This window comes from Mycobacterium sp. 852002-40037_SCH5390672 (assembly GCF_001665875.1).
Taxonomy (GTDB): Bacteria; Actinomycetota; Actinomycetes; order Mycobacteriales; family Mycobacteriaceae; genus Mycobacterium.
Genome location: NZ_LZTA01000038.1, coordinates 169,461 through 182,999, shown reverse-complemented (window position 1 = coordinate 182,999; position 13,539 = coordinate 169,461). Strand labels below are relative to the sequence as shown.

General features: G+C 66.2%; 10 protein-coding genes, 1 tRNA gene and 1 pseudogene. 5 read left to right on the top strand and 7 right to left on the bottom strand.

The features are described 5' to 3' along the window. A complete protein-coding gene (locus A5782_RS06255; RefSeq protein ID WP_156623826.1) occupies nucleotides 1-1,587 on the bottom strand; it encodes a carboxyl transferase domain-containing protein in 1,587 nt (528 codons plus the stop codon). Between the two features lie 196 nt (nucleotides 1,588-1,783). On the opposite strand from A5782_RS06255, the gene A5782_RS06250 reads away from it, so the two are divergent. Next, nucleotides 1,784-2,440, top strand: coding sequence for a TetR/AcrR family transcriptional regulator (locus A5782_RS06250; protein WP_082942796.1), 657 nt, complete (start codon nucleotides 1,784-1,786; stop codon nucleotides 2,438-2,440). 63 nt (nucleotides 2,441-2,503) lie between these two features. Continuing rightward, complete coding sequence (locus A5782_RS06245; RefSeq protein ID WP_082942795.1) at nucleotides 2,504-3,280, top strand: MmpS family transport accessory protein; 777 nt, start codon at nucleotides 2,504-2,506, stop codon at nucleotides 3,278-3,280. Nucleotides 3,281-3,297: 17 nt separating this feature from the next. On the opposite strand, the gene A5782_RS06240 is transcribed toward A5782_RS06245, so the two are convergent. Continuing rightward, complete coding sequence (locus A5782_RS06240; RefSeq protein ID WP_067096593.1) at nucleotides 3,298-4,650, bottom strand: MFS transporter; 1,353 nt, start codon at nucleotides 4,648-4,650, stop codon at nucleotides 3,298-3,300. A 68-nt stretch (nucleotides 4,651-4,718) separates the two neighbouring features. Here A5782_RS06240 and cmrA point away from each other — a divergent pair, with 68 nt between their 5' ends. After that, complete coding sequence (cmrA, locus tag A5782_RS06235; protein ID WP_067096591.1) at nucleotides 4,719-5,525, top strand: mycolate reductase; 807 nt, start codon at nucleotides 4,719-4,721, stop codon at nucleotides 5,523-5,525. A 3-nt stretch (nucleotides 5,526-5,528) separates the two neighbouring features. Here the strand turns inward: cmrA and A5782_RS06230 are convergent, their stop codons facing one another. Continuing rightward, nucleotides 5,529-7,100, bottom strand: coding sequence for a helicase HerA-like domain-containing protein (locus A5782_RS06230; RefSeq protein ID WP_067096589.1), 1,572 nt, complete (start codon nucleotides 7,098-7,100; stop codon nucleotides 5,529-5,531). A gap of 120 nt (nucleotides 7,101-7,220) precedes the next feature. On the opposite strand from A5782_RS06230, the gene orn reads away from it, so the two are divergent. Both orn and A5782_RS06220 read left to right on the top strand, forming a co-directional pair. Continuing rightward, complete coding sequence (gene orn, locus A5782_RS06225; RefSeq protein ID WP_067096587.1) at nucleotides 7,221-7,868, top strand: oligoribonuclease; 648 nt, start codon at nucleotides 7,221-7,223, stop codon at nucleotides 7,866-7,868. Between the two features lie 55 nt (nucleotides 7,869-7,923). Continuing rightward, nucleotides 7,924-7,999, top strand: a tRNA-His gene (locus A5782_RS06220). 338 nt (nucleotides 8,000-8,337) lie between these two features. Here the strand turns inward: A5782_RS06220 and A5782_RS27200 are convergent. The 4 genes and pseudogenes from A5782_RS27200 to A5782_RS06200 all read right to left on the bottom strand — a co-directional run. Then, nucleotides 8,338-8,445, bottom strand: a pseudogene (locus tag A5782_RS27200) (hypothetical protein); the annotation flags it as partial. Nucleotides 8,446-8,552: 107 nt separating this feature from the next. After that, nucleotides 8,553-9,764 (bottom strand): Ig-like domain-containing protein, encoded by a 1,212-nt coding sequence (locus A5782_RS06210; protein WP_156623819.1) that lies wholly within the window; start codon nucleotides 9,762-9,764, stop codon nucleotides 8,553-8,555. 160 nt (nucleotides 9,765-9,924) lie between these two features. Beyond that, complete coding sequence (locus A5782_RS06205) at nucleotides 9,925-10,827, bottom strand: DMT family transporter (protein ID WP_067096585.1); 903 nt, start codon at nucleotides 10,825-10,827, stop codon at nucleotides 9,925-9,927. Nucleotides 10,828-10,904: 77 nt separating this feature from the next. After that, nucleotides 10,905-13,262 (bottom strand): MMPL family transporter, encoded by a 2,358-nt coding sequence (locus tag A5782_RS06200; protein WP_067096583.1) that lies wholly within the window; start codon nucleotides 13,260-13,262, stop codon nucleotides 10,905-10,907. Nucleotides 13,263-13,539: the final 277 nt, after the last annotated feature.

Genomic DNA, 13,539 nt, shown 5'->3' with positions numbered 1-13,539 from the left:
TCACATCCGAAAGACGCCGTAGGAGACGGGTTCCAGCGGTGCTTGGGCGCACACCGAAAGGGCAAGCCCGACAATGGTTCTGGTGTCGGCGGGGTCGATGATCCCGTCGTCCCACAGCCGGGCCGTGGAGTAATAGGGGTTGCCCTGACTTTCGTACTGTTCGCGGATGGGTGCCTTGAACGCCTCTTCTTCGTCGGCCGACCACGACTTGCCGGCACCGGCGAGCTGCTCGCCGCGCACGGTGGCCAGCACCGATGCGGCCTGTTCGCCGCCCATCACCGAGATGCGGGCGTTGGGCCACATCCACAAGAAGCGCGGCGAGTATGCCCGGCCGCACATCGAATAGTTGCCCGCCCCATAGGATCCACCGATCACGACGGTCAGCTTGGGCACCCGGGCGCAGGCAACGGCGGTGACCATCTTGGCGCCATGCTTGGCGATGCCGCCGGCCTCGTAGTCGCGACCGACCATGAAGCCGGCGATGTTCTGCAAGAACAGCAGCGGGATCTTGCGTTTGTCGCACAGCTCGATGAAATGCGCACCCTTCAAGGCGGATTCGCTGAAGAGCACGCCGTTGTTGGCCACCACGCCCACCGGGTGGCCGTGGATGTGGGCGAACGCGGTCACCAGCGTCTTGCCGTAATTGGCCTTGAATTCGCTGAATTCGCCGCCGTCGACCAACCGCACGATGACCTCGTGCACGTCGTAGGGCACCCGCGGGTCGGGCGGCACCACGTCGTAAAGCTCCGTCTGAGCGCACGTGGGCGGGAGCGGGGATCGCACGTCCCACGGGCTGGGTTCACGCGGGCCGAAGGTGGCCGCGATCGCGCGGACGATCCGCAGGGCGTGTTCGTCGTCTTCGGCGAGGTGGTCGGTGACACCGGAAACCCGGGAATGCAGGTCGCCGCCGCCGAGGTCTTCGGCCGACACGATCTCCCCGGTCGCCGCCTTGACCAAGGGCGGACCACCCAAAAAGATCGTGCCCTGCTCGCGCACGATGACGGCCTCATCGCTCATCGCGGGCACGTAGGCGCCCCCCGCCGTGCACGAACCGAGCACCGCGGCCACTTGCGGAATTTCCTTGGCGCTCATGGTCGCCTGGTTGTAGAAGATGCGGCCGAAATGCTCGCGGTCGGGGAAGACCTCGTCCTGCCGCGGCAAGAACGCACCCCCGGAGTCCACCAGGTAGATGCACGGGAGCCGATTCTGCAGCGCCACCTCCTGCGCGCGCAGATGCTTTTTAACCGTCATCGGATAGTAGGTGCCGCCCTTGACCGTCGCGTCGTTGGCGACGATCACGCACTCGCGCTCCGACACGCGGCCGATGCCGGTGATGATCCCGGCTCCGGGAGATTCGTCGCCGTACATGCCGTCCGCGGCCAGCGGCGAGAGCTCCAGAAACGGGCTACCCGGGTCGAGTAGGCGGTCCACCCGCTCGCGGGGCAACAATTTGCCGCGGCTGACGTGGCGCTCCCGCGCGCGTTCGTTACCGCCCAACGCCGCCGCGGCCAGCTTGGCGTTCAACTGGCCCACCAGCCGGCGGTGCTCAGCGGAGAACGACGCCTCGGCCTTCGCGGGCGAGGTCACCACGCTATCCATCGCCGCAGCAGCCTCCTTGCCGTCATGCGATCAGGCTTTTCCAGTTAATGTTCATTAACTCAAGAGGTGAGAATACCATCGTCGCCGTTGCCGGTCCAGGGAAGACCGCACCGGGCGACAAGCGCGAGTTAATCGCGAATAACTCGTGCTACGTTAGGGCCAAGTCACCCAACGGAGGTCCGTCATGACAACGTCCGCCTCCGACGGTCAGGCGGGTGGCCCGGACGTTCCAAATCGCCGGAGCCAGTTGAAATCTGACCGCCGCTTACAACTGCTGTCCGCCGCCGAGCGATTGTTCGCCGAGCGCGGGTTCCTCGCCGTGCGGCTGGAAGACATCGGCGCCGCAGCCGGAGTCAGCGGTCCGGCCATCTACCGGCATTTCCCGAACAAGGAGTCGCTGCTGGTGGAGTTGCTGGTGGGGATCAGCACCCGGTTGCTCGCCGGTGCCCGGCGGGTGCAGACCGACAGCGCCGATGCCGCCGCCGCGCTGGACGGACTGATCGACTTCCATCTCGACTTCGTCTTCAACGAGCCCGACCTCATTCGCATCCAGGACCGCGACCTGGCGTATTTGCCCGAGGCAGCCGAAAAGCAGGTGCGCAAATCCCAGCGTCAATATGTCGAGGTCTGGGTGGGCGTGCTGCGGGAGCTGAACCCCGAGCTGGCCGAGGCCGACGCCCGGCTGACCGCGCACGCCGTGTTCGGCCTGTTGAATTCGACCCCGCACAGCATGAAGTCCCCCGATGCTTCGCGCAGCAAGACCGTCCGCGCGGCGCGGTCGCGCACCGTCATGCGGGCGATGACCGTGGCCGCGCTCGCGGCCGGAAATCGGTGCCCCTGAGCTCCCCGTCGTAAGCTGACTCAGGGTTTTAACACCGAGTCCAGGTACCCTGCAAGCCATGAGGTGGACATGAACGATTCACGTCCCACCGAGCGGTTTAGTACATCGCAACCGGGGCCGCAGCAGCCGAGGTATTCGCCGTCCGCCGATCCCGCGTACGCCGACCAGACGCCGTACGGGCCGACCTATGGCGGTGCGGCGTCACCCTGGGCACCCAACCCGAACGACACGAATACGACCAAGGAGCTGCCGGCGTACTGGCAGCAAACCCTTCCCCCGTCGGGCGACCTACCGACCGGCATGGCTCCCCCGCCACCGGCGGGCCCGAAATCGTCGCGCTGGTTGTGGCTCGGCGCGGGCGCGGCGGTACTGCTGGTCGTCGCGTTGGTGATTGCGCTGGTACTGGCGAACGACGCGATCAAAACCCAGACCGCCGTCCCGCCGCTGCCGGCGATGCCGGAGCCGAGCACGGAGACCCCGACGACGTCGCCGCACAGGTCACCGTCACTTATCCCGGCCCCCATACCGCCGACCAGCGGCCCCGCTCTGCCACCCGAGACGACCAGTCCGGCGGCGATGCAAGACGTCGTCTACACGGTCTCGGGTGAGGGCCGCGCGATCAGCATCATGTACATCGATACCGGCGGCCTCATCCAGACCGAATTCAACGTCGCGCTGCCCTGGAGCAAGGAGGTCAGCCTGTCGAAGTCGGCTAACCACCCGGCCAACGTCACGATCGTCAACATCGGCCACAGCGTCACCTGCACGCTCACCGTCGACGGGATTCAGCTCAGCAAGCGCGTCGGCGGCGGCCTGACGATCTGCGACGCCCGGGGCTAGCCCCTACCTCGGGCCCGCTACGAAGGTTCGGCCGCGGGCTCGGCCACCGCGGGCTCACGCGACGGAACGCGGACCGCCAGCATCGCCAGCAGTCCGGCGATCAGCACCAGAGAAATCCCGCCCAGGCCGGCCCGCACGGCACCGAAAACGTCGACGAATACCGAGAACAGCCACGGCGCCACGAACGCCACCGCTCGCCCCGTCATGGTGTAGAGGCCGAACGCGACCCCTTCCCTGCCGTGCTTGGCCATCTGCAGCAGCAGGGCGCGCGACGACGACTGCGACGGGCCGATGAACATGCACAGCAGCAGCCCGCACACCCAGAAGGCCACCGGCCCGGACAGCACCATCAAGGTCAGACCCAGGACGACGATCGCGAACAGTGACGCCACGATGACGCGTTTCGACCCGACCCGGTGGTCGACGAACCCGCCCAGCACCGCACCGACCGCGGCAACCACACTGGCCGCCACACCGAAGATCAGCACGTTGGCCTGCGAGATGCCGTACACGTTGACGCCGAGCACCGCACCGAACGCAAAGATCGCCGCCAGCCCGTCCCGGAAGAGCGCGCTGGCGAACAGGAAGTAGACCAGGTTGCGGTCGCGCCGCCATTCCGCGCTGACCTCGGTCCACAACTTGCGATAGCCGCCCAGCATGCTGGTCGGCCGATACACCTCTGACGACTCGGTCAGCCGGTGCGCGACGAACAGCAAGGGCAACGCCAACACCGCTAACCAGATCGCGGCCACCACCATCGCCTCACGGACATAAAGCCCGTCCCGCAACGGAACTCGCAGCAGACCGCGCGTCGCGTTCGGTCCCCCGCCCGATCCCGAGATGAACCCGGTGTAGATCACCAGCAGCAGCAGAACGCTTCCGACATAGCCCGCCGCCCAGCCGAATCCGGATATCCGCCCGGCCGTTTGCGGCGTCGAAAGCTGACGCAGCATGGCATTGTAGGGGACGCTGGCCAGATCGCCGCAGGCCGCCGTCGCCCCCAAGAGCACCAGACCCGCCCACAGGTAGCCGGGGCTGTCGCGGATGAAGAACATCAAGCAGGTCAGCGTCACCGCTGCGGCGGTCAGCACACTCAGGGCCACCCGCCTGCGATGCGGGGACTCCACCCACACGCCCACGGCCGGCGCGAGCACGGCGACGGTCAGGCCGGCGATGGCCGCCGCGCGGCCCAACCAGCTCGCCGGCGTGGTGGCGCCGGATATCCCCACCCCGACGCTGCTGGTCAGATAGACGGCGAAGACGAAGGTCGCCACGATCGCGTTCAGGCCGGTCGAGCCGCAGTCCCAGAGCGCCCACGCCACGACGCGCGATCGCACGGGCGTGGCGGAAAGCGACTCCGGCTGGTTCATGCCCGGCACTCTATAGGCGCTCGCGATCGCCTGCGGGGTGCCTTTGGCCCGCTGTCTACGATTGGCGCATGCCGTTACCCGCCCCGAGCCCCGAGGCGCGCGCCGTTGTCACCGGAGCCTCGCAGAACATCGGTGAGGCGCTCGCCACCGAACTTGCCGCACGCGGACACCACCTGATCGTCACCGCGCGCCGCGAAGACCTGCTCAAGGACCTGGCCGCTCGCCTGACCGACAAGTACGGCGTCACCGTCGACGTGCGCCCCGCAGACCTGGCCGACCCGGGCGAACGTGCGAAGCTGTGCGACGAGCTGGCAGCCCGCCCCATCTCGATCCTGTGCGCCAACGCGGGCACCGCGACCTTCGGTCCGGTGGCCACGCTCGATCCGGCCGGCGAGAAGGCTCAGTTGCAGCTGAATGTCCTTGGCGTGCATGACCTGGCGTTGGCCGTGCTGCCCGGCATGGTCGAGCGGAAGGCCGGCGGCATCCTGATTTCCGGTTCGGCGGCAGGTAACTCGCCGATCCCCTACAACGCCACCTACGCGGCCACCAAGGCGTTCGCGAACACCTTCAGCGAATCGCTGCGCGGCGAGCTGCGCGGATCCGGGGTCAATGTGACCCTGCTGGCGCCGGGACCGGTGCGCACCGACCTGCCCGACGAGACCGAGGCCTCGATCGTCGAGCGGCTGGTGCCAGACTTTCTGTGGATCTCGACCGAGCACACCGCCCGGGTGTCGCTGGATGCGTTGGCGCGCAACAAAATGCGTGTCGTACCGGGCCTGACGTCGAAAGCCATGTCGGTGGCCAGCGGGTACGGTCCGCGCGCCATCGTGGCGCCCATCGTGGGCGCGTTCTACAAGAAGCTCGGCGGCGGGTAGGCGTTATTTCCGACGGCCGCGCCCGGTTCCGAATATCCCTTTCACCGCTTCGCGTATCGCGGTGTTGATGCCGCTTTTCACCGTCGGGTTCTGCAGCACTTCCTCCCACATCGACGGGCCCTTTGGCCCCGCCGGTTCCGCCGGCTCTGGCATCGGCGGGACCGGTTCATTCGATGGGACCGGCGGGTAGTCCGACTGGGTTTGGGGCGCGGGTGGGCTTTGTTGCGGATGGCCGGCCTGCGGCTGCGCCGGCTGGGAAACGGTCTGGCCGTAATCGGCCTGAAGCGGACTGCTTTTCGCCGCTGCCATGATCGCGTCATTGCCGATCGACGCCATCAGCGAGCGGGGCACTCGCATGCGGGTCCACGCGACCGGCGTCGGTGCACCCTTCTCGGACAGCACCGTCACCACGGCCTCGCCGATCCCCAGCGACGTCAACGCCGATTCCAGGTCGTAGACATCGGTTTTCGGGTAAGTGCGCACGGTCTTGCTCAGCGCCTTCTGGTCGTCGGGCGTGAATGCGCGCAACGCGTGCTGAATTCGCGCACCCAGCTGGGAGAGCACGTCGTTGGGCAGGTCGGTGGGCAACTGCGTGCAAAAGAACACCCCGACGCCCTTCGAGCGGATCAGCTTGACCGTCTGCTCCACCTGCTCGAGGAAGGCCTTGGACGCATCGGCGAACAACAGGTGCGCCTCGTCGAAGAAGAAGACCAGCTTCGGCTTGTCAACGTCGCCAACCTCGTCCAGTTGGCTGTACAGGTCGGCGAGCAGCCACATCAGGAAGGTGGAGAAGATGACGGGACGCACCGACTGACCGGTGAACTCCAGCAGCGAGATGATGCCCTGGCCCTGATCGTTGGCGCGCAGCAGATCGTTCGGGTCGAGCTTGGGCTCGCCGAAGAAGGTGTCACCGCCCTCGGCATCGAGGTTCACCAGCGCACGCAGGATGACGCCCGCCGTCGTCGCCGACACGCCGCCAAGGGATTTCAGGTCTTCCTTGCCCGCATCGCTGGTCAGGTCCCCGATGGCGCTGCGTAGGTCGTTAGTGGTGACCAGCCGACGCTGTTGATCCTTAGCCCAGTGGAAGATCAGCCCCAGCGTCGACTCTTGAGTGGCATTGAGCCCCAGTACTTTTGACAGCAGAACGGGGCCGAAGCTGTCGACGGTCGCGCGTATCGGCACGCCGATTCCCTTGGTGCCCAGCGACAAAAACTCGACCGGAAACCCCGTTGGCTGCCAGTTGTCTCCGGTGTCCTTGGCCCGCGCCGCGGTCTTGTCGTTGCCCTCGCCGGGGTGGGCCAGCCCGGACAGGTCGCCCTTCACGTCGGCCATCAGCACGGGTACACCCGCGGCGCTGAGCTGCTCGGCGATCAGTTGCAGCGTCTTGGTCTTGCCGGTTCCGGTGGCCCCGGCCACCAGGCCGTGCCTGTTGATGGTGGCCAGGGGGATACGGATCTGCGCCGTAGGATCGGCGGCGCCGTCGATGACAACCGTGCCCAATTCCAGTGCCTGGCCGTCGACGGCGTAGCCGTCGGCGATCTGCGTCGCGGCCGTGGCCGCTGAATCGGTGCTCATCGTGCTGCGCCCCTCTTCCCCGGTGGTTCGGCATGCAGTTCGACAACGCTCACCCTACTTCTCCGGTGGATACGGGGGCGAGGGCCGGCGTGGGCGTCACCTGCGCCTAGTCTGAGCGCTGTGCGAGACGAATTGGTGTGGATCGACTGCGAGATGACCGGGCTTGATCTGGGTTCGGACAAGCTGATTGAGATCGCGGCGCTGGTCACCGACGCCGAGTTGAACATTCTGGGCGACGGGGTCGACGTGGTCATCCATGCCGACGATGCCGCGCTCTCGGCCATGCGTGACGTAGTCACCGAAATGCACTCGCGCTCCGGGCTCACCGACGAGGTGAGGGCATCGACCGTCGACCTGGCGACCGCCGAGGAGATGGTTCTGGACTACATCGGTGAACACGTCAAGCAACCCAAGACGGCGCCGCTGGCCGGAAACTCCATCGCCACCGACCGCGCCTTCCTCGTGCGCGACATGCCTGCCCTGGACTCGTTTTTGCACTACCGCATGATCGATGTGAGCTCGATCAAAGAGCTCTGCCGGCGCTGGTACCCCCGGATTTACTTCGGTCAGCCGGTAAAAGGGCTGGCCCACCGGGCATTGGCCGACATCCACGAGTCCATCCGCGAGCTGCAGTTCTACCGGCGGACCGCATTCGTCTCGCCGCCAGGCCCGTCTACCAGCGAAATCGAGGCGGTGGTCGCCGCCCTTGACGGTGGAAAAGACGCACCGGGGCCAAGCGATTCTGCCAGCGCGCCGCCAACCGGCTAGTATCGACGTCGCCGCTCGTTGACCCTCATCGTGCGAAGGTCGGCCTGCGGCCGTGGTGGGTGTAGTTCAGTTGGTAGAGCGTCAGGTTGTGATCCTGAATGTCGCGGGTTCGAGTCCCGTCACTCACCCCACAGGTCAGGGAGCATCATCGCTCCCTGACCTTTTATGGTGTTAGCGACTCCGCGCAACGCCGGCGCACCCGTGAGTGGAAGTAGTGAACAGACAACGTCCCGCCCCGCCCAGCCAATCCCGGATTCCTCGTCTCCGGGGTTCTGGAAACAGCGGGCGGTGCCGGTGGCCGACGACAACTGCCGTCGTGGGCGTCGCGTTGTTTCTCGCGGGGTGTGGTGGGTCGAGTCACACCACGACAACCGTCATGTCGACACTGCCGGCTGAAACCAAGACGGTGACGAAGACCGTCGCCCCGCCACCCCCGCCGGGGCCCAAGACCTCTATCGAGAACAACGGCACCTACATCGTCAACAAAGACATTGCGGCGGGCACCTATCGCACCGATGGTGCCAAGTCCGGGTGCTATTGGGCGAGGCTGCGCAGTTTCGACACCAACGACATCATCGACAACAACGTCGGCGACGGCCCTCAGGTAGTCCGGATCTTGCCGACCGATACCGCGTTCATGACGCGAAGTTGCGGGAACTGGCACAAGATCGACTGACCGGTGCCTCAGGTGTCGGCGTTGCCCGCTTTCCACTGCGCCCACGGGATGTTCCAGTCGCCCAGCCCCTCGACGCCCGGCAGCGTTGGCCCGACGGTATGCACAACCTCGACGATGTCGCCGCTCTTGCTGTGGTCGTAGAACCACTCGGCGTTGCTCGGGCTCACGTTGAGGCATCCGTGGCTGGTGTTGGTGTGGCCTTGGGCGCCCACCGACCACGGCGCGGAGTGCACAAAGACCCCGCTGTAGGACATCTGCGTGGCCCAGTCGACTTCGGTGCGGTATCCGTTGGGCGAGTTGACCGGAACGCCGTAGGTCGAGGAATCCATGATGATGTGCTTGAACCGGGCGCCAATGATGTAGACGCCGTTGGCCGTTGGGGCGCTGTCCTTGCCCATCGACGTCGGCATGGTCTTGACGACATCACCGTTCACCCGCACTGTCACCATCTTCGTGGTGTCGTCGGCCGTGGAGATCACCTCGTCACCGATGGTGAAGTGCGTCTTGACGTTGTCCTCGCCGAACATCCCGTCACCCAGGTCTACCCCGTAGGTGTTGACCGCCACGTCGATGGCAGTCCCGGACTTCCAGAAACGCTCTGGGCGCCAACGCACTTCGCGGTTGTTCAGCCAATAGAACGCACCCTCCACCGGTGGGTTGGTGGTGATGTTGATGGCCTTCTGGGCCGCCGCCCGGTTTGCGATGTTCTCGTCGAAGCGGATCGCCACCGGTTCACCGATGCCCACCACGTCGCCGTCGGCCGGACTGACGTAGGGCATGGTCAGGTGGGCGGGCGAACTGGTCTCGAAAGTCATCTGCTTGCTGGTCGCGCCGCCCAGGCCGGTCGCCTTCACATTCAACGTGTAGCGCCTGTTGTAGCCGAGCTGCTCGGTGGTCGACCACCGCAGCCCGTCGGGACTGGGCTGACCACTGATCGATCTGCCGTTCTCGTTGACCATGGTGACCGACGCGAGCACGCCGTCGGCAACGGCCACCGTCACCGGCGCATCCACCGTCACACCGACGGCGCCGTCGGTCACCGAGGCGGTGAGCTTCGGGACCAGCAGGTCGGCCATCGGGGTGCCCTTGTCGAAGATGACCTTCGCCGGCGCGGCCGCGTGGTTGCCATTACACCCGGCACTGAACACAGCAATCGGAACCATCGCGACTACCAGCCACGATCGTCGTTTCCGCAAATGCGCCATCCAGTGACCTTCCATCTAATTCTCTAGGTGGTCACCGCTGACCAGCGAGGTAGCTGCAGGCATTCTAATGGCATGTGCCGACACTCCCCGCGCACACGAGGCGCGGCAGCCGTTCGGTGTCGCCACCGCAATGAATCCGTCATTCAGGCGAGGCCGACGCCCCGCCGCGGGCCGATTACGCCGGGAGGCCGGCCTCTTGGTGCAACTGCGCCTGCACGTTGTCGCGGATGCTGACAGCCTCGACGCGTGCGAGTTTGACGATGGCTGCCGTCATCACCACCGCTGCGGCCACCAAAGCGATCATCCCGGCGCGGCCCGTGTTCAGCGTCTCGCCGAGGACGACGACACCGAGCACCGCAGCAACCACCGGCTGCGACATCTGCAGGGTCGGCATCGACGCCGTCAACGGGCCTGCCCGAAACGCCGACTGGCTCCACACCACACCCCCCAGCGCCACCAGAATGCAGGCGTAGAGCTCCGGGGTCCGGACCACCGCGCCCACTCCTTCGCCGAGCCGAGCCACGACCTCTTTGGCGAGCACCGCGAAGACGCCCCACAACGACCCCGACGCGAAGGCGAACAGCGCCGCGGCCGCCGCGCCACCCCAGATCCGCCCGGCCACCACGCACCCGACCAACAGCGGTCCGAGGACAATGGCCACCGCGGCCCAGGTTCGAAGCGGTGCGTCCGAATGACCGGCCTGCGGGTTGCCCACGATCACGACCACGATCACCGCAGCGGTAAGCAAAGCGGCCCACACCCATTCGCCGCCGGTCACGGCGCGGTGCGACAACCTGGCGTTGATGGGCAGCGCGAACAGCACCGACGACATCAGCAGCGCCTGCACCAACAGCACCGTGCCCCCACCCAGCGCCGCGGCCTGTAACGCGATGCTTGCCACGAGGAGCACTGCGCCCCACCACCACCGCAGATTGCGAAGCAGGTTGGCGAACAATTCGACGGGGCCGACCGATCTGTCGGCGATGCATTGCGCAGCGCGCTGTTGCAGGACGTCACCCATCGCCACGCAAAGCGCAGAACTCAACGCCAGTAGTGCGGCGATATCCGTTCGACCCATGAGGACCCTCCGTCCGGTCCGGCGTTGTCGACACCGCTCTATTCGGAAGTCGTTGCCTCACAACGCACGTCGATATCTCAGCCGCGTTCGGCCGCGGCCCTGTTAGCCCACCTTCTGGTCAGTGACCGTCCCCCGTTGGGCGCGTCGCGGGCCCAGCGACCACGCCCCACCGCGACCTCGCCCTCTTCACCGGTCGCGGACCGTTCCCGCAACCAGACCAATGGCCGGGGAGCCCACCACGTCCAGCGGCCAAGCAGGTGTATGAAAGCCGGCACCAGGACCATTCGCACCAAAGTGGCGTCGACGAGCACTCCGAGCGTCAGGCCGAGGCCCAGCATTCGCATGAACGACACATGCGCAGGAATCAGTGCGGCGAAGGAAATCGACATCACCACCGCAGCGGTGGTGACCACCCGGCCTACGCCGGCGATTCCCAAGGCCGTGCTCTCGTCGGTGGCGGCGCGCGCCTCGTCCGCGGTCGGTGGCGTCTCCCGGACGGCTTGTGAGGCCAGCCAGTACTCGTGGATGCGCGAGACCAGGAAGACCTCATAATCCATGGCCAGCCCAAAAGCGATGCAGAACAACAATACTGGAATGTTGGCATTCAAAGTCCCGTTGGGCGTGGTGCCCAAGGCGCCCAGGTGGCCGTCCTGGAAGATCCACACCATCGCGCCGAATGCCGCGGTAAGCGACAACACGTTACACACCAGCGCCTGCAGCGGCAGGACCGAGCTTCCGGTGAGCAGGAAGAGCAGCGCGAAGGTGATCAGCGCGATCAGCCCGAACACGATCGGCAGTCGCTGGGTGATCGCATCGACGCTGTCCCGATTGATCTGCGCCAGCCCGGTCATCTCCACCGACCGTCCCGCCGGCCCGCGGACTTGATGGAGTCGATCCAGCTGGGTGTTGGAGGCCTGCGAATACAGCGGTGCCGTGCTGGCGACGGTGAGGAATGCGCTGTCGTTGGCCATTCCGGTGGCCGCGGCGGGCGGCCCCACCCGCTTTCCGGCTACGAACGTCCCGGTCGGTGCGGTGACCGCGGACACGTCGGGCACCCGCGACAGCTCGGTCGCGTAGCGCTGCAAGTCGCCGGGGGTCACACCGTGGGCGGCGGGGACGACGACGGACACCGCGGTGCCTAACCCGTTGGAGAAATCGTTGTCCAGCATGTCGGCCACCTGGCGCGCCGACGCCGCTCTGGGCAACACCCGCTCGTCGGGGAAGCCCCACTTCACCCCAAGGAAGGGCGCCCCCAGCAACAGCAGCAGTACCACGACGCTCAGACCGACGGACATGGCGTGGCGCAACACGAACCGGGTCGACCGGTACCAGAACTGCGCCTCGAGCGGCTGGTGCGCGTGATCGCGGAACGACCGCTGCCCGTGCAGAATGCGATGCATCACTCGACGGGCGTCCAGCGCGTCCAATCGGGGCCCCAGCAGCACGATCGCGGCCGGTGTCACCACGACGGCCGTAACCGCGACAATGACGGCGGTGGCCACGATGGTGTAGGCCGACGATTTCAGGAAGTACATCGGGAACAGCGCCATCACCGCCATCGACAACCCGACGGTGGTAGCCGAAAACAGCACGGTCCGGCCGGCGGTGGCCATGGTGCGGAACAACGCCCGATCCCGGTCTTCGGTGCGTGCCAGCTCCTCCCGGTAGCGGGTGATGATCAGCAGGTTGTAATCGATCGCCAGCGCGAGGCCCATGGCGATACTGAGGTCCAGCGCGTACGTCGATACATCGGTGGCAAAGCTGATCAGCCGTAGCACCGACATGGTGCCGACAATGGCCAATGCGCCCAAGGCGATCGGCAGCGCCGCCGCCACCACTCCGCCGAGCACCCAGACCAGTACCGCGAAGCTCAGCGGAATCGCGATGGACTCCATCAACAGCAGGTCACGCTGGTTCTGCTGATTGATCTGCGCATATGCGACGGCCATGCCGCCGGCGCGCACGGTGACACCGTCGCGGTCGTGCACCAGGTCGTTGGTCAACGTGCTGGCGTACTTCTGCGCGTCGTTTTCGCCGCCCTTCAGGCCGGCCACGATCATTCCGGATTTCTTGTCCTTGCTGACCAGCTGGGCAGCCGCTGCGGGCGGTGAGGTCCAGGCCGACGACACATTCAGCACCCACGGTGATCGTTTCAGCTGCTCCGCGATATCGGTGCCGACCCGGCGCGCCTGATCGCTGTGGGCACCGGCGGGCGCGGTCACCACAATCAGCATCTGCTGATCGGTTTGGTTGAACTTGTCCCGAAGTACTTCGGTCGCCCGCGAAGACTCCGAGGTGGGGTCCTGAAATCCACCGCCGGAAAGGCTGTTGACCACCGGGAGCCCGAAGATCACGGCCCCCAGCATGGCCAGGACGGTGACCGCGATGATGCGTCTCGGCGCCGCGATGGCAAGTCGAGCGATTCCTCGCAGCATTGCGGTCCTTTCCGTATCCAGCGCCCTCGGCGTAGCTCTATACCCAAAGCAAGCCCTCTTGACGCCCGTCAGCACGGATTTTCTCCGTTGCGTCGGAGACGCCGCAAGGCGTCTGAAACATTAGACAGCCACGTCGCCGCCCTGATTCCCGTCGCCTCGGCGATCGGTTGAATCCCCGCCCGTACGATGGCGTCTTGTGGGCAACGTCACCCAACAGTGTTGCGACGTTTCCCGATCCGGCACTCGGGTACCGAAGATGCGGGACCCCCAGTAAAGA

Excerpts from the sequence above, each read along its gene's own strand:
- cmrA (WP_067096591.1), top strand. The coding sequence starts at position 4,719 with ATGCCGTTACCCGCCCCGAGCCCCGAGGCGCGCGCCGTTGTCACCGGA.
- A5782_RS06240 (WP_067096593.1), bottom strand. The coding sequence starts at position 4,650 with ATGAACCAGCCGGAGTCGCTTTCCGCCACGCCCGTGCGATCGCGCGTC.
- A5782_RS06210 (WP_156623819.1), bottom strand. The coding sequence starts at position 9,764 with ATGGAAGGTCACTGGATGGCGCATTTGCGGAAACGACGATCGTGGCTG.
- A5782_RS06250 (WP_082942796.1), top strand. The coding sequence starts at position 1,784 with ATGACAACGTCCGCCTCCGACGGTCAGGCGGGTGGCCCGGACGTTCCA.
- A5782_RS06230 (WP_067096589.1), bottom strand. The coding sequence starts at position 7,100 with ATGAGCACCGATTCAGCGGCCACGGCCGCGACGCAGATCGCCGACGGC.
- A5782_RS06200 (WP_067096583.1), bottom strand. The coding sequence starts at position 13,262 with ATGCTGCGAGGAATCGCTCGACTTGCCATCGCGGCGCCGAGACGCATC.
- A5782_RS06205 (WP_067096585.1), bottom strand. The coding sequence starts at position 10,827 with ATGGGTCGAACGGATATCGCCGCACTACTGGCGTTGAGTTCTGCGCTT.